Origin of the sequence: Pontiella desulfatans (assembly GCF_900890425.1) — a bacterium.
Lineage (GTDB): Bacteria > Verrucomicrobiota > Kiritimatiellia > Kiritimatiellales > Pontiellaceae > Pontiella > Pontiella desulfatans.
In genome coordinates this window covers 206,948-231,461 of sequence record NZ_CAAHFG010000003.1, presented here as the reverse complement: position 1 = coordinate 231,461, position 24,514 = coordinate 206,948, and the positions used below count along the sequence as shown (strand labels likewise).

Sequence of the window (24,514 nt, the reverse complement as noted above, 5' to 3'; positions counted from 1 at the left end):
CGATCGTTCTGGAAAAGCCCGGGCGTTCGCAACCCGGATGCCGTGCACACGACCTCTTGCGCGGAACCTGGATTCATTATCAGCGGGGTTTAAGCAACGCTTCCCGGTCGAGCGGTTCGGGTACAATCCCCGCCAGCACCTCGAACCATTTTTCCCTATCCTCGCTGTAGGGATAGGTTGCCAGCACCGCGCTAGTCACCGAACTCCATTTCATATGATTGAGCGTGTTGATCTCTCCGCTTGCCTTGTACCGGGTGAGGGCCGCACAGAATTGTTCCAGCACGTCCTTCATCTTCTCCGGATCGGCATCGCCGTCCTGAAGCCCCGCGAACAGGGTGAACACCGGAAACGTCGTGCTTGCCCGCCCCACTCCCCGTCGGTGGAATTTCCTGAATTCGCCAGGCCGCCCGGAAAGGATACTCGCAACGAGATAGGGCGCGCCGACCACATTGGAATCCCATTTGTCGGGAGTGCTCGTTGCGTGCAACCGATCGGTTAACTTGAGCAGTTCGAACCACCGTTCGATATCGACCGGGTTGAACCTTCCCGGGGCGGTCACCGGCTGTCCTTTGGACAACTGAAAACGCAACGCCTCGGTGCGGAGGGAAGGTAGTTCAACCAATCGGTTCGCCAAGTTTGCCCAGTAGGTTTGCTTGCATAGCTTTTCGTAGATGGCGCACACCTCGCCGATGCGACCGCTATCGAGCAGGGCATTGATGTAGGTCTCGAACGCCACGAACTCCAGCGAGGATAAATCCTTAATGCGCCCGAGCACCGCATCGAGTCCGGTGTCGTCCACCCATGCACAGGCATACCGCTCCAACTCGGCGGCGCCAACCAAGCCCCGGTTCTCCAGCACGTGGTACACCTGCACCGCGCAAAGCGGATCCGCAAACTCCATTTCGCCAAGCGCCTCGATATCAACATCCAATCGATCCTTGCTACTGCTTCTACGAGCCATTTCCCAGAACATCAGACGGGCCGCAAGCCGCAGGGCGGGATCGGAAACGGACTCGGCCAGCTCCAGCAGGGCGGGGCTTTCCTCCACAGCCGGCCGGCGCCCACTTAACGGGGAGAAAGAAACAACGAACCCCTCCACATACTCCTTGCACCACTCCAGCTCCCCCTCCCGAAGCGCCTTCAGGAACACACCGTCGGAAACCTTCTTCCCGGCAGTCCCCCCCTGCACGAGCGAGGGGAACAGGTCGGGAAAGGTTTCCACGAGGAAGCGCGACCAATGGGTCTTGTTCTTGCTGTAGGGAAAATAGTTCAAAACATCAGCCGCCACTTCCGGCCAGGGTTGCCGCCCCGGTTCATTAGTCCCGCCCCTCGCCTTGGCCGCCTGGAGCGCGGAAACATATCCCGAAAGCGCCCGTTCCATTTTCGCATAGTTGGCGTAATCCCAATGCGCGCCCGAATAAAGCGTGAAGGCGGGGAACAGCAGGGCCGGGCGCGATACGCGGTTGATCTTTAAGCTTTCCAGAAACTTCGGATCCTCAAGCAGGGCACTAATGCAGAATGCCGCCCGGGCCACATCGTTGGACAGCCAACGTCTGGACTCGCTGTTCCGGTGTATCCGATCCATGGCCTCCAGCAACACCTTCCACGATTCAACATCCACATCCTTGAACCGGGCGGGAGCCTTGATTGCGCGTCCCCGGTACATGCTGTAGCAATAGGTGCCGTTGCGCGTCACGGGGAGATCGACAAGCCAGTCGGCCGTGGGAACATCAAACGTTTCCGCCGCCAGCCTTTCGTACATCGCGCAAACCCGCGCCATCTGGCCACCCTCGAACAACCCATAGACAAAACGTTCGAACGCCTCCCGTTCAAGGAGGGTGAACTTCTCCACCAGCTGCGGCAGCTCATCCAGGTTGACCGATGCAATCCACGCGGCGGTGCACGGGTCGGGATCGGTCGGATCGGCCATTCCGCGGGACTCCAGGAGGCGGCGCACCTGGATGCCGCAAAGCGGGTTCGAGAAAACGTGGCCGACCGGATCAACCCCGTCGAAAACCATTTTGTCGCGGCTACTGGTCTTTCGCGCCAATTCCCAGAAAAGAACGCGTGCCGCCAGTTGGATGTCGGGATCGTCCACCGAATCGATCAAGCGTTGCACCGCCGGACTGTCGGGCACAAGTTCCCGGTGGCCTCCGGGCGGCGCATAGGAAAGCACCAACTCCTCCACCCGCTGTTCGCACCATTCCACCTGCCCGTTTTCGAGCGCCAAGGCGAAGGCCTTCGGCTCCAGGTATAGTTGAAAGCCTTCGTCGTTCATCAAGCCAAGGGCATCGTCCGTCCGCCCCAAAGCAAACAGCGTTTCCAGCAAAAGCAGGGCCGATTCCCGCGTATCCTTGTCTCGTTTTTCTTCGTCTTCCAACAGGGCCAGCCTTCTGAACCGACCGTTGGCAATGCGTTGGTAGAGCGGGTAGTCCTCCAGGCCAGGCGGAACCGGGGCAGACGGCAAAACGGTATACCCGTGGCTCATGGCAAGCGCATCCGACTCCGCCAACGCGCCAAGCACAACCGGCACCAACGCCTTGCGCTGCTTCGACGAGAGATCGCTGGTGATCTTCACGCAAACGCGAACTTTTTCGGCTACGTCCAGATCCGGACGGCCAAGATAGCGGGACACATCAGACAGCAGGGCTTGCTCTTCCCCCCCGCCCTTTTGCAACCGCACCATGGCCAGAATGGCCTTGACCTGATCCTGCATAAGCGATTCCCCGCCCTGCCCATCAAGCCAAGCGGAATGTGCGGCAAGCTCCTCTTGGGTTGTCCCGTAGTTCCAGAGGAACATGTATAGGGTTTTTCTAAGCGGGGCAAAACCAGTCCGCCCGGCGCGCTCGATCCAATCCGCCAAGATCGCCCGCTGCCCCCGGCTCCGATCCGGGGCTTTGTCTGGATCCAGGCCGAGCAGGGTGAACCGGTGCTGGATCGTCTTCATGATTTCGACATCGAACCGATCGAATGCATCAAGGCGTTCCGAATCATCCACCAAGTCCAGTCCGTAGACCGAGGGATCGAACTCAACCCATCCGTGCTTCCGCAAGACATCGCCGCGTTTCGGTTCCTGATCAGGATTCGCCAGCCCCTCCACCTGCATGCCGAGTCCAATACCTTTGGGCACCAGCGAATCGTTGCCGGAATAGAGGGCATAGCGAACCAGCCGGTCGCAAAACCGGCGACTCCCCGGACTCTCCAGGTCGGCTGCAGAGATTCCGCCGTTGAGCCGATCCACGATTTCACTCAACCGCGCATAATCGCGGGAAGCGGCGAGCTCATCGACATAGCGCCCATAGGCATCCAGCAAATGGCCGGTGGAAACGTGTAAAACAACGTCGGCAGGCATTTTCCGGGTGAAGAATTGGTCGAACTCCGGCACGGCCTCTTTTGTGGCCCCGTAGATGAAGGTATTCACCACCCAGCGAATCTGCTCCGGATCGGTCAACTCGCACGCCGCACGCGCCAGCAACGGTTCAAGGGTCTCGGCATCCACCAGGAAGCGGTCCCCCTCCGTCCGGGTGGGTAGGATGGCAACAAACAACTCCACCAGCAAACGCATCGCCGCATCGTCCACCGGCAGCGCAATGGCCTCGCGACGTTCCGCCGCCTCCTGCGGAATCCAAACACGCTGCGGCGCATAGTTGTTTTCCAGCGCCAACAAATGGTCTGGCAACCGATCCGCCACAAAGGCATCGAGCCCCGCCCGCAAGGCAACGGCATAGGTTTCCGGACAGGCCAACAACTCCGGCACCGCCAGCAATGCGGCCGCCGGATCCTTCATGCCCATGGAGGCCGCCTTCCCAACGAACCAATAGCAGGATTGCCGATCCCCGACCCAGCCAGCCGCCCGTTCCTGAGCCCACAACCCAAAGCCGATGGCCATGCCCGTTTCCATCAACGCTTGGTCGCCCGACTCAACCGTGTATTTCACAAGGGCGTTGCAAACGCTTTTGCGGTGGGCGTGGCGAACGTCGTCCGCGCCCACATTCCCGACCAATTGATCCGCAAGTTCCCCTAGGCGGACGAGGTTGGTTTCTGCGGCGAGCTCGCCGAGGTAGCGCAGGTAGATATTGCTCATGGCGCGATCATTCTTGCGCAGAACGGTCGACACGCTCATTGTTTCGGCATAGAGCCGGTTGATGGGCTCCAGGCCTTGCTTGATCCGGTTGTGCTCCATGGTGGTGGCCACCCACTCAACATGTTCCGGTTTTGTTAATTCCTCGGCGGCGCGCTTGAGCAGCGGAACGAGGGTTTTATGGTCTACCAGATATTTATTCTGGCCCGCCTTCACCGGCAGCACGGCGATGAACAGCTCCACCAGCAGACGCAGTTCCGGATCGGCAACCTGCGCGGCGATGGCTTCGCGCCGCCCGGCGGCCTCCTTGTTGATCCACACTTCCGCGGCCCGATAGGCGTTCTCCAGGCCGAGCAACTTGCGCGGCAGCTGTTCCGCCACGAAGGCATCCAGCCCATGGCGCAGGGCCACGGCATAGGTCTGCGGGCTCTCCGCCAGCTCCGGCGTTGAAAGGAATGCAACCGCCTCTTCAACGAGCCCCACCTCGGCGGCCAATCCCGCCAGCAGGCGCAGGCTGTTGGCATCGGCGCCCGACAGGTTGACCTTTCCCCCCTTCCACAACACGAACAACCGCTGCGCCAGGGCCAGGCGGTCCTTCACCGGTTCCATGCCCCGCACATGATGGACTAGGGTCAGGTAGGCGTTGCCCGGAATAGGGTCGGTTGGCCCATCGCCGCCCAGCTCGAGCAGTCCCAGCACCAGCTCCGGCTCATCCAGCACCGCCAGCTTGTCCGCGCCCGTTCCAACAAGCCAGGAATAGGCCTGCAACCGCTCCCCGGGTGGTTTGGATTCATCGGAAAGATAGGCCTTCACCCATGCGGCATCGCCCTCCCGGCCGGCCAGGTAGGTTTCCAGCAGGCGCTTCATGTCGGACTCGGGCAGTTGCGCCTCCGCCAGCCATGCCGCCAGCTTCGGGAAATCGTTGCGGTCGATGCGGGCCACGCAGCTCTGCACCCCCTCCAGCGCGGTACCGTGGCCATCGAGCAGCACGGCCAGGATTTCGCAGCACGCCCCGAACCGGGCCGTGCGCTGGTCGGCGCCTTCCGCACGCAACCGCCGCTCCACCCGCTCGAACATGCGGTAGCTGAGCATGCGCCGGTATTCCCGCAACCAGGCGCGCGCCGGATCGTCGGCCAACGCATCGACCATGCGCTCGGCCAACCGGGCTTCCGCCTCCGTATACGACGCCTGGCCAAACATGCTCCGCAACACCTGCGCACCATCCATCGCGCGCCCCCCCGCCAGCGCTTCGAGCCGTTGCACGTGCGCCAGGTGCACCGACATCGCCAGCAGCTCCTCCGGATGGGTGGCGGAGAGCGCCTTCACCACCTCGCCCCACTCCTGCTTCCAATGGTTCCAGTTGGCCAGCGCATCCGCCGCATCCAAGGCCAGCAACCGTTCGCAGCGCCGCAGGCCATGCTCCACCTTCCAGCGGTTGTAGAGCGCAAGCACGTCCCCGCCGCCGGCCGGATCAACCGAGGAGCGCGAGGCCCGCACGAGCGCATCGAACCAGCGGAACAGGTCGTTGTGCCGGGCCGGATCCGCCACAATGGTTTCCGCCTGCCCCTCGAGATAGTCCAGCATCCTGGAGGGGCGCTCCGAAGTACTGCGCGTATCCAGCAGCACCCGCAGCACCCCTTCGCCAAAGGTGGGGGTTTCGAGAGCCATCAACCGTTCGCGGCTGGCCGTGCCTGCGGCCCCGCGCAGGCGGATCAGCACCAGGTCCAGCATCGGTTGGCGCGCGTTTGGCAGGGTGCGGAAGGGATAGTCCGCCCAATCGGCGAACAGCCCGAACTGCTCCAGCCAGGCATCGCGCACCGCCTCCGACGAATGGCTACGGAACAGGTCGGCCGCCGCGCGCCCTTCCTGGATGGAATGGTCATACCCGGCCAGCAGATCCACCAGCCCCGGCACCGTATCCGGGCGATACCCAACCTGGTTCAGCACCTGAACCACCTGCTGGTATTTCGCGTAGGCCGAGGGATGGGTCTGCCGCCCGATTCCCCCCTCGGCCACCGACCCCAACAGTTCCCGCTCGGACTGCGAGAACGAAACCTCCAGCAGGCGTTGCACGAAACCGACCGTCGCCTGCGGATCGGCCTCCTCCTGCTTCGCATCGATCCACGCCGCAATGGCGCTGCTTCTGGCACTCGCGCCATAGTTGCCGTTCCAGCCGCGCACGCGCTCCCAGAAGACGGCGTCGAGATCGGTCGTGCGCCCGTCCATATCGTGCAGCTTCAGCAACGCCTCATGGAAACCGTAGCCCCAATTCCGCGAGGCCAACGTTTCGCCCACCGCCGCGGCATAGTCCGGCCCGTCCTCCATGGCCTGGATGCGCAGCAGGGCGGCCAGGGCATCGCGGTAGATGTTCGATTCCGCCAACTCGCCGAGCAACGCCTCCACCGCGTCCAGCCGGCCGGCCCGCCGCTGCTCCAGCAGATAGAACGTCATGGGCGAAACCGTGCGGCCGCGGCCGGACCCGCGCGAATAGCTCCAGGCGGTTCCCTTGCCCTCGCGCAGGATATGCTCGGCCAGCGGAAGGAGCTCGCCGGGATCGGGCGCCAGGCCCACATGGTCGAGGTAGCGCATCAGCTGCGTGAACCCCTCCAGCCTCAACGCATCGATGCGCGCCATGGTCTTGCACATGTCCAGATAGAGCTCGCGCCGCCGCTGCTGGATCGCGGCCAACGCGGCATCTTGCGCAAAGTCGTCCGGAGGTTGCCAGCCTTCGGCGAAGGCCCCCTTTTCCTGAACGGAAAAAAGCCCGGGCAGCGAGCCGCGCCGGTGCTCGTGCCAATCGTTCGCGGCCACGGCCTGCTGCAGCTGCATGGAGGCATTGGAAAATTCGTTCCGCGCCGGGGCCGGGGTGTCGACCAACCCCTTCGCCACCAGCCCGCACAAGGCCAGCCGCTGCTCGTGGGTTACGCTCCGGTCCTGCAGCGTGGCTTGCAACATGCCAACCAACGCCGCCAGCATCCGCGGCGAGAACCCGGCGACCACCTTGGCGGCCGCCTCCGGATCGGCCAAGGCCAGCAAATGGACATAGCGCACGGTGGCGCCGCGCCATTCGGGACGCAGGGCATACAACCGTTGGTAGCTCGCCAGCGCACGGTCGCGCTCCCCCAGCATTTCGCACGAGAAGGCATGCTCGAAGACGCGCCGCGGATGCGGGGCGTCATCCTTCGGCGCCAACCCGCCCAGCAGCTCCGGCCCCAGCTTGTTGCGCTGGATTTCGCGAACGCTGTTCACCAGGTGGTGGCTGGATGGCGCGGCGGCCTGCGGCGAAAAGAGGTGCGACTGCGCCTCCTTCCGGAGCATGCCGGCCACGAGCTCGAGCGCGGCGGCGGTCTGCTTTTTCTGGATCAGCTCGCGGACCTGCTGGTAGGGATCGGGCACCCGGTGCACCGTGCGCGCGGGCCGGGCCGCCACGGCCGCCCCCGGGGCAGGGAAGAAGGATTCGACCGGCAGTCCCAGCCGTTCAGCCAAGGCCAGCAATTGAAACCGCTCCTTCTGCCCCAGGTGCGTCGCCGGTTTCATCCGCTCCAACTGCCCGCACAATTCCGGCTTCAGGTTTTCGGGAACCGGATCCATCGGCGCGGCCAAGGCCAACAACATCGCCTCGACCCATGCGCGATGGCCGGACGCGGCATCGGCTTCGGCCAGCTCCAGCATCAACCGCAGCGCCTGCTCCGGCTTCCGTTCCGCATGCCAACAGACGAGCGCAAAACGCTCGTCGTCCGTCGGCGCCGCCTGCGCCCCGATGGCCTCCATGCGCGCGGCAACCTCTTCCTCGGGCGCATTCAAATGGGCGAGGGCCAAGGCGCAATACAAGCGGGCATCGTCCCGCCCGCGCAACGCCTCCATCAGCCCGTCGCGAAAGAACACCTCCCCGGCCAGCCCTTGCAGAATCAGCGCATCGGCATCGAACAGCCCGTCGGGAGGGAAGCGGGTGCTTGCGGTCGTCCGTGGCGGTACCGGCTTCGGATCCACCTCGCGGTCGAACCGTTGCCGGAGCAGCTCCGCCACGGCGGCATAATCCCCGTCCAGCAGCGCCTGCTGCATGCGCAGCTGATGCAGCGCCCCCGGGGGAAAGCCTTCGGTCGCCTCGGCCTTTTCCAGGATCGGCGCCACCAGCGCGGCCAGCCCGGGCGGAACCTCCCGCAACGGGTCGCGGGGCATGGCGCGCCGCCCGACCGCCTTCGCCAGTTTTTCGAGGTCGGCGGTTCGTTGCATCATCCGCCCGGCCACCCCGGGCAACTGGTCGATCAGGGCCGGATACTTTTCGAGGAACCGCATCAGCACATCCAAGGCCACGCCCGGCTCCCCTTCCGGAACGTGCGCCAACGCGGCGCGAACCGCCGCCTCGGATTCCAGCGTTTGCGGGGCGATGGACAGGCGCTTCAGGGCCAGCTCGTCCGAATCGGGATAAAGGCGAAGCGCCTCGTTCCACCACTCCGGACTCGACAGGGGCCAGCGAGCGTCGATGAGCAACAACCGTCCATACGGAACCGGAGGCGCCTTGCGCTGCCCCTGCGGCAATGCGGCAAGCAGCTGGCCGAGGTGGGCCAGCGCATAGCGCTTTGCCGTTGGAACATCGCGCGGCTTCCAGCCCCCCGAAGGACCCAAACGGCCGTTTTGGCGATAGGCATAGGCCGCGTCGCCGGCCCGCATGGAATCGAGCACCCGCTCCAACTCGTTGCCGGAATCGGCATCGGCCAAGGCCAGCACCCGCCCAAAGGCTTCCACCGCGCGGGCGGGTTGGCCGCCCTCTTCCAGCGAGAGGGCATACAGGTAGAGGAGGTCGAAATCCGCATCCGCCGTGGCCTGCTCCCGCAGGAAACCGGTCAGCAGCGGAAGGCAGCCTTTTTCCAGGAGCGTTTCCGCCAGCGCCACCACGTCGGCCGTCTCCAGCCGCGGATCGTCCAGCAGCCGGGCCGCCTGCTGCTCATCGCCGAACAGCAGTTCATATTCCGCCACCTTGCGCAAGGCGTCGCCGGGGGCATCGGATTGGGCAATGCGCAGCATCAGGTCGCGCGCGGCGGCATGGTTGCCGAGCTCCTCCTCGAGCCGCGCCTTTTCGCGCAGGACGCGGAGATCGTTCGGGCGCAGTTCGAGCACGCGCTCCAGCGCCTCGCTACGGGCGGCGACATTGCGGTCGGCCCGGTGGCACTCGACCAAGCCCAGCAAGGGGAACAACGCCTCGCCCGACTTTTCGGAACGACGCTCCAGCTCCTCGACCAACAGATCCAGGCGGTCGCCCGCCTGCGCCACGCGGATCAGGTCGGCGAGCAGCGACAACCGTTCGCGCAGCTCTTCCTCGGCATTGAGCATCCGCCAGTAGAGTTGCTCCGCCTCCCGGGCGCGGCCGGTCTTTTCATAGAGCAAACCCAACCCGCGCCTCAGCTCCTTCGAATCGTCGAAGCGCGCCACCGCGCGGCGCAGGGCGGCCACCGCTTCATCGGGACGGTTGGCCTCCAGCAGCACGTCGCGCTCCAGTTCGTAGGGCCGCGTTGAATTGGGCGACACCCCCTTCCATACCGCAATCCACTCCAGGGCCTCACCGGTCTTGCCGGCGCGGTGGAGCACGTCCACCAGCTCCCGCAGCCACTTGGACTTCGACGCCGGATCGTCCTCGACCAGTTCGAGCAACAGCTGCTCCAGCAATTCCAGGTTCCGCGTATGCCGGGCGAGCATCAGGCGGCACGGCCTGAGTGCCGGATTGCCGATGAGCAGCGCGTCGGCCTGGCCGGGCTCGCCCGCGTCGAGATAGAGCGAAGCGAGCAGCCATGTGCGCCCGATGCCACGCCCCTGCTCGTTTTCCAGGCGCTCGCTCCAGGCCTTGGTTTTCTTTTCCATCTTAAGCAGATAGAGCAGCTCCGCCACCGAGCGTTCGAGTTCGGCCGGCGCCTGGGCCAGGTCTACGCGAACCCACCCAAGCTCCAGCGCCTGGTCCAGCTCGCCAGCGGCGAAGGCCGCCTCGTAGCGCGCCGCCGCAAAACGATACTCGTTCGCGAAATCGTCCGTGCGCAGGGCCAGCAGGTGCGCGGCGGCGGGGGCATCGTTCACCGCCAGCAGGGTCTTCGAAAGCCGGACCAGCGTCTCGAGGTCGCAGCGAACCGCGAGCCACTCATAGTGCTTCATGGCCAGCTTCAACTGCACGCCGCCCTGCCGCGCCAGGTGCAGCGCAACGGCCTCGCGGCCGTCGAACGACTCCGGCCAACGGGCCAGCATTTCCATGTAGACCGAGGTGGCTTCGTTATCCAACCCGAAGCGCTTGAGTTCCCGCGCCGCCCGCAGATAGTCCGATTCGCGGGCGGCCGAATGTTCAAGGTATTGCCAAATCCAGTGCGTGCGTTTTGCTTCGTCGAGCGCGGCCATGCGCAGGCGCAGGTCGTTGTCGTCCGGGAAGCGGTCAAGGAACTCCACCATGAGGCGGATGGCCTCCTGCGTCTCGCCGAGGTTGAGCAGGAACCCGGCATACCATTCGCGCACCTCGCGCTCGCCGGGCATCGCCGCCACCAGCGCGCGCGCGGTTTCGAGCGCCTCGGCATCCTTCCCGGTCGCCGCCAGCGTTTCGGCATATCGCTGTTGCAGCTGCTGCGACCGGGGCCACACCTTCCGCATCTCGGCGAGGCACATGCGCAGGCCGTCCAGATTGTCGGCGCCGCGATAGAGCCGATCGATACGCGCGAGCAGGTCGCGCCGCAACCACGAGCCCTGCCCCGCCTTCCCGAAGGCTTCGCGCAGGCAGGCCACCGCATCGTCGCGCCGGTCGAGCCGGACGAGGATGATCGCCTTGCGCATACGCAGCTCAACACCGCGAAACGCATCGGTGGTTCCGGCCAGCATCCGGTTGCAAAGCTCCAGCGCCTTTTCGTGGAGCCCTTCGGCAAGCAGCAGGTCGAGCAGATCGTCGGCGACGCCGGAATCCAACCCTTCGTCGGCGAGCATGCGCTCCCAGGTTTGCACGCCCTCTTCCGTCCGCCCCGCACGCACCTGGCAACGCCCCAGCAATGCCAGCGCCTTGCGCCGCAGCTCGGCATCGGGCTCCTGCGCCAACAGCTTTTCCACCTGCTTCCCGGCGATCGGATAGTGGCCGAGCCGCGCGTGGGCGGATGCGCTGTAGAACAGCACCTGCGGCCAGTCGGGACGGGCTTCGAGCAGGCGGCCGTAGACCTCGACCGCGCGCTGGGGTTCGCCGCCGGCCTCATAGTGGAACGCAAGCAGGAGATCCATCTCCTCCTCGGCCAGGAACGTCTCAAGCTCCGCCAGGTCGTGCTGCTCCAGCCAGGCATCGCGGAAGCGTTCGAAGAGATAGCCCGGTCGTGGATTCCGTTCCAGTATCCGGTAATAGTCCGCCGCCTTCCCCTCCGGTTGCGACAGGATCGGCATGGATTGGCCACAAAAAAGCACAAGAAGCACGAAGACCTTCCCTACCGGCGCCCTTGTGCTTCTTGTGCCTCTTCGTGGCAATCCTATGTTAGCCATGGTCGATTCCGAGGTATTGCTCGGCCTTTTCTCCGTACCGTTGTATTCCAGCGAATGGGCATCCGTTGAAGTTAATGCAAAAACAACGATGCGCAACCTCAAACAACGAAGACGGGCGCATTTCGAGGGTCATTCGCGTTTCCGCATCAGCGGGGGGATGCATAAACCTGGAAACGTAAATGAACCACAGATGAACCTAGCGCGGCATTGCCGCAACCCAATTGTTTAGAACCACTGATGAACACCGAAGACACGGATTTTTTTACCACAGAGAACCTGGCGCGGCATAGCCGCAACCAAATTGTTTAGAACCACTGATTAACACCGAAGACTCAGATTTTTTTACCACAGAGAACTCAGAGACACAGAGCATCCTAATCCTCTGAGCCTCAGTGTCCTCTAGCGCAGCGGGTGGTGAAAACTTGTCATGAAAATAAGAAATTGACGGATAGTAGTACGGATAAGCACAGATGCCCAAACAGGATATGCTTAACCGACATCTATCCCTCGGGGAGGGTGGGACAAATTTCGTATCTTCTTGAATATCAGCGTCCATCTGTGTTCATCCGTGGTTCCATTCCCGGGTTAAGGATAAAAAACGTAGGTTTGACTCACGCGATTGCCCACCTTGGAGGGCGAGGCTCTTGAATGGTCCCACCACAGAGGACACCGAGACACAGAGAACCATGGCAACCCCGCTCCTCTGTGCCTCAGTGCCCTCCGTGGTAAAAAACGAATCAGTTTAATTTGAGACAATCCGGCCTTGGGACAATCCGGCCTTAAACATTCAAAACAAAAGGACTTGCCCGACGGGGATGAAGCTACTACCTTCTTGCTCTTCGTAGATTTTCCTACGTTTCGGAGGGGTGGCTGAGTGGTTGAAGGCGCGCGATTCGAAATCGTGTGGGCCGAAAGGTCTCGGGGGTTCGAATCCCCCCTCCTCCGCCAGCCTTTGCTTGCCACAACCCCGAATTTCCATCTTCTTGAACCACTAATGAACACGAATCAAGAGCATCTGGAACTTAGCTGGATGAATTAGTGACGATTAGTGCGAATTAGTTCCTTACATCCTCAACCTCTTATCGTGCATTTTGTTTAACAAATAATTAGGACAAAATAATTCATGGCTACGGCATAAAAGAAACCTCATTTTGTCCTAATTATCCTTCCTCAATTCATTCATTTTTTCAGGATTTCTAGATGCCAATATATTTCTACATCCAGCAGGACATTTCATAAACTACTGTTCACCTGTTAGTGCGAATGTGGACTGAGTTTGAAGGGGGCTGTTGTATGAGTAATGCCCTCCGAAGCAAAGGAGATAACTACTTCAGCCACGAAATCCTTGCCGACGAGAAATGACGCATCGGCTTTGGTGTCGCCAGGGAATATGAAGTAGTTTGTCTTTTTGTTGCGGATATTGCCCTTGCCGTCTTCATCCTCATTCTGCTGGTCGTTGCGGACCTGAAGCTCAACGGTTTTCCCGCCTAGCTGCGGAAACAATACCGCGACCATAGAGTCGAGAGGTAGGTCAAAGGGAGTGGCCCCCGCTTTGTCCTTGGTAAGCCAGAGTTCAAGGTCGCCCTTGTCGTCATGGAGCTTGAGTTCGAGGAAACCAGCCTGTGATTGTCCGGTGCGGAAGGGTACGATGATGCCATCGTGAGGGGTGTGGTCATGGCCATGACCTTGATCGTCGTCAAAATCTGCAAACTCAGGTTGCCAATCCGTGTCGTGAGCATGCGACTCAGCGTCTTCAGCATGCGCATGCCCGTCCGGGTGATCATGACCATGGTCATCGTCATGTTCTGCACATCCGATAAATAGGCTGGATATAAGGGCCAGTGCCGCGAAGTAATATTTTTGTTTATTCATGTTCTTCTCCTTGGTTTAGGTTGCGTCTTGTTTAACAGAAGTCATGCCTTTTTTCGCCATCCAGATATAGGCCGCAGGCAGGATAAACAGGGTGACAATAGTGGATGTGAAGAGGCCGAAAACCACCACAATGGCCAATGGGCGCTGAACTTCCGAGCCCGTGCCTGATGCGATGATCAACGGCAAAAGGCCGAGTGCTGTGGTCACGGTGGTCATAAGCACCGGCCTGAATTTGGTCCGACAGGCCGATATGATGGCATCCAGCATTTCTGCGCCCTCTTTTCTCAGGGTTTCTATGCGCGAAACAAGAACCACTCCATCGGTGAGGGCGATCCCGAACAGGGCGATAAAACCGATGGATGACGGGATGCTGATATTTTCCCTGAATGCAGCCAGGGAAAGTATGCCTCCGACGAGGGCCAACGGAACGTTAAGCATGATCAATAACGCGAGGGGGATCGAATTGAACAGGGCATACAGCATGCACAAGACCAGCACGAGTGTAATGGGAACGACAATGGCGAGTCGCCGATTGGCGGCCTGCTGCAGCTCGAACTGTCCTCCCCATGCGATTCGGTATCCAGATGGAAGAATGGCTGCATTATCCACTGCGCGCTGTGCTTCCTGCACAAATGACCCCACATCACGTCCGCGTACGTTGCACTGTACTGAAATATAGCGCTGCGTATTCTCGCGGCTGATCTGGCGTAAGCCGGTTAAGGTTTTGACGCTCGCAAGATTTCCGAGCGGCACGTATGAACCAGCAGGTGTCAGGATCGGCAGGTTGACGATTTTGTCCCGATTTTCCTGATAGCGTTTGTCCAGTCGGACAAGGATGCGAGACGAACGCTCGCCCTCAAAAATTTCTCCGGCAATCTCGCCGGTGAGAGCCTGGTGGACAACGGACTGAACTTCATGTTTGTTCAATCCGTAGCGGGCCAGCTTGATGGCGTCTAACTGCAACTGCATCTGTGTTTGGCCATCGGTTTGTTCAACCTGGAGATCCGCAACTCCATCGACTCCGGAAACGACCTGTTCAACTTTTGCACCCAATGCGCCCAGTTTTGCCATGTCGTCGCCGAATATTTTCATCACCACCTGAGCACCCGCTCCGGATATTAAACCGTCCACTTCGTGGGCGATGGGTTGAGAGAATCCAACGGTCACGCCCAGAATGTTGTTCAGCTTTTCGTCGAGTGCCGCGACCACTTCCTGTTGGCTGCGCTGTTTCTGCCCAAACCGGCGGGGCTTGAGTGTGATCGTGATGCAGCCATAGTTGGTGTGGTGCATGTGCGGCCCCACTTCACCATAGCCAATATCGGCGATAATGTTCTCGATCTCCGGTATTTCTTTTGCGGTTCGCGATATCTGTGTACACACCTTTTGAATCTCATCGAGCGAAACATTCGGATTCATGTATGCGTAGCAGTTGATCGTCCCTTCCTGAAGCACAGGAACAAATTCCCTTCCCAGCTGCATGAACCCGAAAACACCACTGCCCAGCAGAGCAATCAGGATGATAACCAGCCGATACGGATGGCCGAGCGTTTTCCGAATCAGGATCTCATATCGATCCAGCAAGGGCTCAAGCATACGTCCCGGCCCATGACCGGAACGTTTATGGTCAAAGCGGTGCATGATCCGGAAAAAGATGGGGGCAACCAACAGAGCGTATAAAAGAGAGCCGATCATCGTTGCCACAACGGCAAAGGCCAATGGACGAAACATTTTTCCTTCCACTTCTCCCAGCGTGAAGATCGGGAGGAATACAACGCAGATCACCGCAACGGCAAACACAATGGGGCGACCCACTTCCTGAGCCGCTTTGAGGATAGCATTTTCACTCTCCTCCCGGGTTGCGGGTTTACCGGCTGCCGTCTGAAGCTTCTCGACCATAATGATCGTTGCATCGATAATCATGCCGAGCGCGATAGCCATACCCCCCAGAGAAATCAGATCGCCGGGGATACCGTTCCATTCCATGAGCGTGATGCCGAAAAGAAGGGCAAAGGGCAACGAACAAACCATGATTAAGGCATTACGCACATTCCCGAGGAAAAGGAATGCAATGAGAGAGACCAGTACCAGTCCAAGAATTAAGGCGTTGCGAACCGTTTTTATGCTGCTCGATACCAGGTCTGACTGATCATAATAAGGAACAACCCGAATTCCTGTAGGCAATGATTCGTTAATCTCATCAATTCGTTCCTGCAAGGCCTGGATCACCTCAAAGGAATTGGCTCGGTGGATCTTGTAGATCCCGCCCAAAACAACTTCCTGCTGGCCATTCATCACAGCCACCCCGCGCCGGAAAGCGCCGCCCAGCTGCACACGGCCAAGATCCTTCACCAGAACCGGCTTGCCATCAACCGTTTTGACGACGGTGTTGGATATCTCATCCACCGTGCTCACCCGCCCAAGTGTGCGGACAATTAATTCCTCGCTTCCACTCGTAATCAGTCCCGCACCGGAATTCGCATTGTTCAGACGAATGGCATCGCCGACTTCGCTGGCTGTTAGACGGTGGGACAGGAGCTTTTCAGGTGAGAGTTCAACCTCATACTGGCGCATGAAGCCGCCCTGGCTGACGACCTTGGCCACCCCGGGAACCGTTTCTACCCCGCGTTTGACCACCCACTCATGAAGCGTGCGCACTTCGGTAATGTCGTGGCCGTCGGCCTGAAGGTAGTAGGCAAGAATTTTGCCCATGCCACTGGCGACCGGCCCCATTTCGAGCCCGTGTGGCATATCGATTCCTTTGGGAATTCCTTCCTCTGCCAACTTGAGACGTTCCGAAACAAGCTGGCGGGCGAGAAAGATGTCTACATCGTCTTCAAAGTAGATGTTGACCGTGGAAAGTCCCAACGAGGAGAGCGATCGGATTTTCTGTACGCCGGGAATATTGCGCATGGCGGTTTCCGTGGGCCGGGTCACCAATTGCTCCACTTCTTCCGGAGCCATTCCATCGACTTCAGCAAATACCTGAACCAGATTCGGACTGATGTCCGGAAAGGCGTCAATGGAGAGCCGCGACAGCGAATACACTCCAAGGGCGCAGACGGATACTGCGATAATAAACGCCAGCAGTTTGTGCCGGAGTCCAATGTGGATAATGTTATCAATCATGTATCGAGCTCCGGGGTTTAGTGGGCGTGTCCATGGCCGCTGACAATATCACCGGCGGCAGCCTTGATGACCTCAGCCTTTAAATGGAATGCATTTACTGATGCGACGAGCTCCTCTTCAGAAACTCCGTAGAGGATTTCGATATTTTTTCCATCGGAAATTCCGGTTGAAACTTCACGTTGCTCAAAAGACCCGTTATTCCACACAAAAACAGTGGGATGGTCGAAGACCAGCTGCACCGCATCTTTAGGCACAACAATAGCCTGCCGGTCGGATGGAATCTGGATGATGGCCTCCACAAAAGTTCCGGGGCGCAGGTGGCCGTTCGCATTATCCAGCGTAAGTCTCACTGCTGCTGTTCGGGTTTGCGGATCGACCACCGGAGAAATAAAGCCGACCGCTGCGGATACGTCCAATGCTCCAGGCAACTGAATCGTAACAGGATAGCCTTTTTTGATTAACGGGATGTCGTTCTGCCCAATCGCCAGATCCACCCATACCGATGATAGGTCGGCAACAACAAACAGATTTTCACCCTCCTGGATCACCTCACCCTGAATCAGGTCTTTTTGAATGATAGTGCCCTGAATCGGAGCAGCAACCCGGTATGAAGAAAAGTCCTCCTCCGTTTCCTGATCCAGTTTTTTCAACTCATCCTGTGTTAAACCGAAAGACAGCAGGTTTTGACGACAGTTCCGTTCGGTGATGCGGGCCTCGCTTAAAGCCAGTTCAGCTTCATGATAAGCATGTTCCGCCGAGATTTTTTTGCTAAACAGTTTTTCTTCGCGCTTAAAGCTCTCCTCCCTCAAAGCGGTCACCTCAACCGCTGCAAGGTATTCTGATTTTGCAGTGGCCAGCTCTCGGCTGTTAATGACGGCAAGAACGGCGCCTTTTTCAACCCACTCACCCGGTTTCCCATTGACCTGTTTGGCCACACCGGTGATTTGAGGGGCCACATGGGCGACCCAGTTTTCATCCATTCGGATTTCTCCTGGCGTCCGGATTTCGTTCGGTACATTGCCGGTCTTTGCCTTCGAGATTTTTATGCCCAGCTGTTTTACCTGTTCCTGCGTTACGACCAGCCGTTTTACTTGATCATCATGCGTGACATTATCTGCATGTTCTCCGGCGGCATGTGTCTCCAGGGTTGAAAACCCTGCAAATAACAGGGCGATGCTCATGATAGTTATCTTGTGGTTCGTTACGGTTTTCATTCTACGTTCTCCAAATCTTTTTCGGTCAAATCTTCAAGGTTGATGCCAATGATTCTCTGAATGGCTGCGACAGAGGTGTGGTAATCTGCCAACGCATCGATCAGATCGCCTTTGCTTTTCATCAGGCTTCGCTGCGCATCGAGCATGTCCAGCACATCAAATTTACCTTCCTGGTATCCTTCATGGGCCATGGTATAAGCTTCTTCCATTGCGGGAATCATTTTGGAACGAAGAATCAACACCCGCCGATGAGCCCGGCTGAGTTCTCCGTATTGCCGATCAAGTTCTACAATCAGCTTGTTTTTTGCGGAAATCTGTCCGGCTTCCGCTTTGGCCAATTCATAATTACTGGCTGCAATATTACCCTGATTCCGGTTAAACAAAGGAAGCGGAACCCCGATGCCAAACGAGAGAGCGTCCGTCCCATCCGATTCGAAACGTTTCACACCAATAGCAGCCTCTATATCCGGAACTTTTCTTGAATTTTCCAGAGAGAGAGAGGCGTTTTTCAGGCGCAGTTCAGCGTTGTATCGCTCGAGCTCGGGATTGCTTGCAAGCTGTTGTTCCAGTTGCTCCCGCTCGGGAATGGATTTCAACACACGATCAAGGTTTCCGGACAAACTCTGAAACCGGGCCGTATCAGCTCCCCACTTAGATGCCAGTCCTTTTCGGGCGGTCTCCAGCTCACTCTCGGCTTCCATCTTTTTTAAGCGGGCAAATTCAACTTCGGCTGTGGTTTTTGTCGCCTGCAACGGCACTTCTTTTCCAACATTTACCCGTTCGACAACGGCTTCATTGCTCTTCACCGCCAACGCAACCAGCGTCTCTGCAATCTCCAGGCGGCGTGTGGCCGCCAAAACATCAATAAAAGCCAGAGTGGTTTCGGTGAAGACATCCAACCGCTTTCGCTCATAGTCCCATCCGGCGATTTCACCCTGTATAGCCGCCACCCGGGATCGCTTGCGGCGCTGGCCACCGAGCTCAAACTGCTGGCTCAACAGGATAGACGTCTCCGCAGAGTCGAACCCGGCCCCGTCGCGGTTGTACTCATCCACAAGAACCGTGATTTCCGGATTAGACCACAACCCAGCCTGCAATGCCTGTGCTTCCGCCACTCGAATATCGTATGAGAAAGCACGAAGCTCGGGATTATGCAGAAGGGCAGAAGCCAGCGACTCCTGAAGCGTTAAAACACCTGTCGGGTCGGCAAGAGGTTTGGATTGACCACCCGGCTCTTCAGCCTCTTGTTCTGTAAACTCGTATTTTGCTGCGAGAGGGCGTGGCGGAGGCGTTTTGACCTGCTCCGTACTGACGCACCCCCCTAAGAATAAAGGTATGACTAAGCTTAAAAGAATAACTCTCCGGTCCATAAAGGGCTCCTTGGATAGTTAGATGGTGATGGAAGATGCCACATGGTCTGCAAACCACAGGGCGATAGCGAAAGTAACTTCGTCAAGTCGCATCAAAACCATTCGGCTTATGAACGGAAATCGATGCAGCATGATGTTTGACTTCCACGGTCAACTCGCTACCCGGCTCAACCGGCACTAACGCCGAAAAACGGGGTTTCACGACGGAGCGTCGGAAAAACATCCCGGGGGTAGGTTTAACGTGGACGATTTGCAGAGTCTTTCCTGAGCCATCAAGAATGTGAACATCCACGTGTCCAGTACTTTGACTTTTTGGAAAAGATTTCCGATGAAGTTTGCCGGTGATACGGAGGCCGTCTGGCTCCCGGCTGGCCGTAACATTGTAGAATCCTGCCGTTCGACTGGATTCTGTTTGGATTGCCACTGTTGGTTTTATCGCTGTGCTTGTTGAACAGGAACAAATGACCTGTGAAATTATAAGAGATGAAACTAAAGAGATGTACTTACCACACATATGAAGTGCTCCTGTGGTAGAAATTTTAAGATATGCCGAATGGGGTTATAAACTCCATGGCACTAGGAAAAGATACGATATCAGATCCGTATCAAATCAGGAGCACAACTGTCCTGTCCGGACGCACTAAGGTGCCCAGCAGGCGGCATGAATTTGCATAAGCTGAGATTACATCAAGTTTAGGAGGAGGTACCCCCGAGATGCAATTTGCTGCCAGACCATAAGCGGCTAAGGTTTTTGAGCTGTTAGGGCTGTGGACAGAACAAAAAGAAGCGGGTTTTGACGACGGAGGAAACTGATTCCCGCTCAAACAGCAGGGTTTTATAGGATGAGGGACATCTGCGCCATGTACTTCGCCAGAGTGGTGTTCGTGATCACTGTGATCCAGGGCTATGCCTTCAAAGTGGTCATCGTGGTGATGATGGTGATGTCCCGCATGCGGCAAAAACTCCGCCATGCCCGAAATTGCAAATATCAAACATAACCACAGTGTTAATATTGTGGCCGGAGCTTTATTTGAAGTTTGCCTCGGAATAGTCATCTCAGTTCAAAAAAAAAATCGGGTCGAAGTATTTCATGAGTAAAACAATATGACAAGTTCTCTATTTCGAAAATGAGTGGTTGCGAGTTGCCGAGTTGCCTCATATTAAATGACCCGCCTCAATCAGATATTCTGCTTCTATTAGTCGGAAAAATAAATTGTCAAACGGTGCTCCAGCATGGATGGTTCGCCGCCATTGAGGTTTTGCAATAGATAATCAAGGGAGTTCTGATGTTGAAGATAAAGGTTTTTCCGGTCGCGGTTTGTTTAATAATTTGCGGGTTTTGGGCGAGTCCGTCCTGTTTTTCACAGCAAGTCCATGACCATGACGATCACGGCCATGATACAAGCGGGCTGGAAATTGGCCTTTCGGTCGGCTTTGTGCACCTCAAGGAAGAAGGCGAAGACGCTGCCGGATTTCACGGCCATGTGATGAAGCGGCTGGGAAGCGAGGGTGTGTGGAATAAATTGGCGATCGGTCTGGGCGCAGAATATATCGCCGCCGAAGAACAACACTATGCCGCCATGGTGCCGATTGCGGTTTATCCCTGGCGTGGTCTGATGCTGTCTGTTGCTCCAGGTGTGCTGTGGGCTGAACATGAGGGCAGTATGGAAACCGAGTATACAACGCATCTTGAAGCGGCCTACCTATTCGAGGTGGGGAAGTATGACCTCGGCCCGGTCGTCGGCTATTCAAAAACCAGCGAGGAATCGCATCACATGATAGGTCTGCATTTCGGCATTCACCTATAGTGCTTTGAGTTTGCGAATGAATACCCAATGCAAAACCATTGAAACGAACAGAGCATCCCGACGAAACCTATTTCAAAAACTATCCAGCTAAAATAAGCGCATAGGATTAATCAAAGACCTTTAGGACAATTTTCCCAATAAATCCTACCGCTCAAGCAAAGCGCCCGTCATCATTGGCCATTCGCGTCTATTGGCGTTGATTTGCGGTTGGTTCATTTCCGTTTCAGGAAGAGACGCAAAAGGCCAGACCCGTGGGTGGGTCTGGCCCTACTGATAGGAACTTAGTTTGAATGGTCTCACCACAGAGGGCACCGAGACACAGAGAACCATAGCAATCCCGCTCCTCTGTGCCTCAGTGCCCTCTGTGGTAAAAGTTTAATTTGGTATGACAACGCGTGCGTTATCGATGATGCTTTATTCGGAAGGCGACAACGTGAATGCCCAGACGTAATGCCCTGCCGGAACCTGGTAGTGCTCCATCGGGAGGGCCTTGATGGTCCACGAGTCGGTTCCGCCGACGCCCATGTGCCGGTGGTCGATGTTGAGGGTGAAGAACCCTTGGTCGACGAGGTCGTAGGTATGCTTCGCGGCAGACAGGTTTTCGAACGACCAGGGCCAGATGGAGAAGCCGAAGGGCTCGGCGCCATCGACCCGCATTTTGCCGGCGTTGCCCGCCAGCTCGATCCAGCGCGTTTGGGTGCGGTGGCCGTTTTCCTGCGGCTTGGCATATTCATAATACAGGTTGGCGGTCGGGCTTTCGTACAGGCCCACCTCCGCTGCGGCATTGCGGTCGCAATAGTTTTCCCACGGCCCCTTGCCGAAATAGCGGGTCTGCCCGAATCCACCGGAAATCCCCATGGAGAACCCGAGGCGCGGCATCGGCGGCAACGAAGGATCGGCGTCGAGTTCCGCTGCCACTTCCACGACCCCGTTGTCCCCGAAGGTGTAGGTGATGGTTAGGTCGGTTTTCTCCGCCGTCTTTTTCACAACCACCCGGTTCGGCTTTTCCAGCTTAACCGACTCCGTGGCCAGCTTGCCGTCGATATCCTTCCAATGCGTCATGCGCTTATGGGTGCTTCCGCCCCGCGCGTCGTTGTCGGTCTGCGGGCGCCAGAAGGCGGGGCGCAGCGGACTCTTGATCCACTCTTCGCCCTTGACCGCATAGCTGACGAGTTCACCGCTGGCCTTGTCCACCGAGGCCGAGAAGCCCTTGCCGTTGAAGACGACCGCCTTCGCACCGTCCTTGGCCACCAGTTTTGCACCGGACGACGGACGGCTCGGTGAGCCATCGCCACCCTTCACCAGGAACTGCTCCTTGGCGATTTCGAAGCCGGCCTTGCACCAGGGCTTGGCCGTGGTTTCGTGCACGCCCAGGCGCAACCAGACCTCCTTGCCGGACTGAGTTGGTTTGAACGGAACCTTGATTTCGCGGCTTTGACCGGCGGGCAGATCGATGGCATCCAGCTTGCCATCCTGAACAACCGTTCCTTCCTCGGAGAGGCTCCAGCGGATGGAATAGTTTTTCAGGTTGGCGAAATTGAAGCGGTTGGCGATCTTGACCTTGCCGGCCTTCAGGTCAACGGCCTCGAAAACGACCGGCTGGAAGATATATTTGCATTCCCACGTTTTCGGCCCCGGCGTACGGTCGGAGTTGATGACGCCGTTCATGCAGAAGTTCGCGCTGTTGGGTTTGTCGCCGAAGTCGCCGCCGTAGGCATAGTATTCGACCCCGTCCTTGTTTTTGGCCAGGACGCCCTGGTCGATCCAGTCCCAGATATAGCCGCCCATCAGGTTGGGCTTGGAGCGGATCAGGTCCCAATAGTCGGTCATGTTGCCGAGCGAGTTGCCCATGGCGTGGGCATATTCGCACATGACGACCGGGCGCTTGATATGCTCCGCTTCGGCGAGAGCCTTCAACTGGGCGACGGAGGGATACATGCGGCTGACGCAATCGACACAGGGAGGATCGTCGGGATTGGCCAGCAGCGGATGCGTCTGCCCCGCCATCATCGCCATCTTCGGATCGTAGCCGGGCAAATTCGGATCGCCCTGCGCACCTTCGTAGTGGATGAAGCGGGTCGGGTCGTAATCCTTGATCCAGCCTGCGGCGGCGGCGTGGATGGGGCCATAGCCCGACTCGTTGCCGAGCGACCACGAGACGATGCTCGGGTGGTTCTTGTCGCGCTCGACCATGCGCAGGACGCGGTCGTTGACGGCATAGTGCCAGGAGGCGCGGTTGACCAGCTGCCCGCGGACATCGTGCGATTCAATGTTGGCCTCGTCCATGACGTAGATTCCGTATTCATCGCACAGGTCGTAGAAATAGGGATCGTTCGGGTAGTGCGAGGTGCGCACGGCATTGAAGTTGAACTGCTTCATCAGCTCGACGTCCTTGCGGATGTCCTCGCGGGTCAGCGCCTTGCCCTCGATATGGTCGTGGTCGTGGCGGTTGACGCCCATCATCTTGACCGGCACGCCGTTCACCAGCACTTCGGCCTTGTTGCTGATTGTGATGGTGCGGAAACCGACCCTGCAGCTACGCACCTCCATCAGTTCGCCCCCATTGCCCGTTACGTTGAAGACGAGGGTGTAGAGATAGGGGTCCTCCGCCGACCAGAGGCGCGGATTGGAAACCTGGGCCTCCAGCAGGCCGAACGGCACGTTGTCGCGCTGCGGATAGGATTCGTTCAGGATCTTATGCAGGCCGTGCTGCATCGGTTTTCCGAGCACGGCGTTGCCGTCGGCATCGTACAACTGCGCGGAAAGGTTCCAGCCCTTGGAATTGTTCAACGCATCCGAGAGGATGCGCGGGCGCACCTGCAGCCGCCCGTCGGCGGAGGCCTTGACGAAGAAATCGTTCAACGCGATTTTCGGTTGCGCCAGCAGCAGCACTTCGCGGTGGATACCGCTCAGGCGCCACATGTCCTGGTCTTCGAGGTAGGAGCCGTCCGACCAGCGGAACACCTGCACCGCCAGGCGGTTCTTGCCGGCCTTGAGCTGCTGGGTGACATCGAACTCCGCCGGGAGGCGGCTGCCCTGGCTGTAGCCAACCAGTTCGCCGTTCAGCCAAACGTAGAAGGCCGAAGAGACGCCACCGAAATGGAGGATGATCCGCTGGTCTTTCCAGTCGGCGGGAACTTCGAAGTCGCGGAGGTAGGAGCCAACGGGATTCGTGCGGTCGATGAACGGCTCGTTCGCCGTGAACGGGTATTTGGAGTTGGTGTAGATGGGTTGGCCGTGGCCTTTCATCTCCCAGCTCGAAGGAACCGGGATGGTTCCCCAGCCCGCGGCATTGAAGCCGGCCTGGAAGAAATCCAACGGCCGGTCCTTGGAATCGGGGGTGAAGTTGAATTTCCACTCGCCGTCGAGCGACTTCAACCGGGCGAGCGAACGGTCGCCACCGAGCGCATCCGCCACCGATTGGTAGGAATACGAAGTTGCGCGCGTGGGCATCTTGCCCTTTTCAATCATCCGTTCGTTTTCCCAATCGTTCTGGAAGCCGAGGGACGTTGCGGCGATGGCCGCCCATAGAAACAAGGTGGTGGTTTTCAGCAT

Annotated in this window: 10 protein-coding genes and 1 tRNA gene; 4 read left to right on the top strand and 7 right to left on the bottom strand. The window is 58.5% G+C overall.

From position 1 onward, the window contains the following. Positions 1-79 precede the first annotated feature (79 nt). Positions 80-11,473, bottom strand: a complete 11,394-nt coding sequence (locus E9954_RS21985; RefSeq protein WP_136081441.1) for a tetratricopeptide repeat protein — start codon at positions 11,471-11,473, stop codon at positions 80-82. On the opposite strand from E9954_RS21985, the gene E9954_RS21980 reads away from it, so the two are divergent. Together E9954_RS21980 and E9954_RS21975 are read left to right on the top strand one after the other, a co-directional pair. Beyond that, on the top strand, positions 11,472-11,798 hold the full coding sequence (locus tag E9954_RS21980; RefSeq protein WP_136081440.1) for a hypothetical protein: 327 nt from the start codon (positions 11,472-11,474) through the stop codon (positions 11,796-11,798). The genes E9954_RS21985 and E9954_RS21980 overlap by 2 nt on opposite strands. A gap of 631 nt (positions 11,799-12,429) precedes the next feature. After that, a tRNA-Ser gene (locus E9954_RS21975) sits at positions 12,430-12,517 on the top strand. Positions 12,518-12,823: 306 nt separating this feature from the next. Here the strand turns inward: E9954_RS21975 and E9954_RS21970 are convergent. The 5 genes from E9954_RS21970 to E9954_RS21950 form a co-directional block, all read right to left on the bottom strand. Then, positions 12,824-13,441: a hypothetical protein gene (locus E9954_RS21970; RefSeq protein WP_136081439.1), complete on the bottom strand. Its 618-nt coding sequence runs from the start codon at positions 13,439-13,441 to the stop codon at positions 12,824-12,826. Positions 13,442-13,456: 15 nt separating this feature from the next. Next, positions 13,457-16,567 carry an efflux RND transporter permease subunit gene (locus E9954_RS21965; RefSeq protein ID WP_136081438.1) on the bottom strand — a complete coding sequence of 1,037 codons (3,111 nt, stop codon included), beginning with the start codon at positions 16,565-16,567 and terminating at the stop codon, positions 13,457-13,459. Positions 16,568-16,584: 17 nt separating this feature from the next. After that, complete coding sequence (locus E9954_RS21960; protein WP_136081437.1) at positions 16,585-17,781, bottom strand: efflux RND transporter periplasmic adaptor subunit; 1,197 nt, start codon at positions 17,779-17,781, stop codon at positions 16,585-16,587. After that, positions 17,778-19,151: a TolC family protein gene (locus tag E9954_RS21955; RefSeq protein ID WP_136081436.1), complete on the bottom strand. Its 1,374-nt coding sequence runs from the start codon at positions 19,149-19,151 to the stop codon at positions 17,778-17,780. The genes E9954_RS21960 and E9954_RS21955 overlap by 4 nt, the downstream gene beginning before the upstream one ends. Positions 19,152-19,233: 82 nt before the next feature. After that, positions 19,234-19,665, bottom strand: a complete 432-nt coding sequence (locus E9954_RS21950; protein WP_136081435.1) for a hypothetical protein — start codon at positions 19,663-19,665, stop codon at positions 19,234-19,236. Between the two features lie 328 nt (positions 19,666-19,993). Between E9954_RS21950 and E9954_RS32700 the strand changes: the two genes are divergently transcribed. Together E9954_RS32700 and E9954_RS21945 are read left to right on the top strand one after the other, a co-directional pair. Then, the gene (locus tag E9954_RS32700) at positions 19,994-20,149 is read left to right on the top strand and encodes a hypothetical protein (protein WP_168442498.1); all 156 of its coding nucleotides are present in this window, start codon (positions 19,994-19,996) and stop codon (positions 20,147-20,149) included. A 288-nt stretch (positions 20,150-20,437) separates the two neighbouring features. Beyond that, entirely contained in the window at positions 20,438-20,959 is a 522-nt protein-coding gene (locus E9954_RS21945; protein ID WP_136081434.1) for a hypothetical protein, read from the top strand. A gap of 414 nt (positions 20,960-21,373) precedes the next feature. Here the strand turns inward: E9954_RS21945 and E9954_RS21940 are convergent, their stop codons facing one another. Beyond that, a complete protein-coding gene (locus E9954_RS21940) occupies positions 21,374-24,514 on the bottom strand; it encodes a glycoside hydrolase family 2 TIM barrel-domain containing protein (RefSeq protein ID WP_136081433.1) in 3,141 nt (1,046 codons plus the stop codon).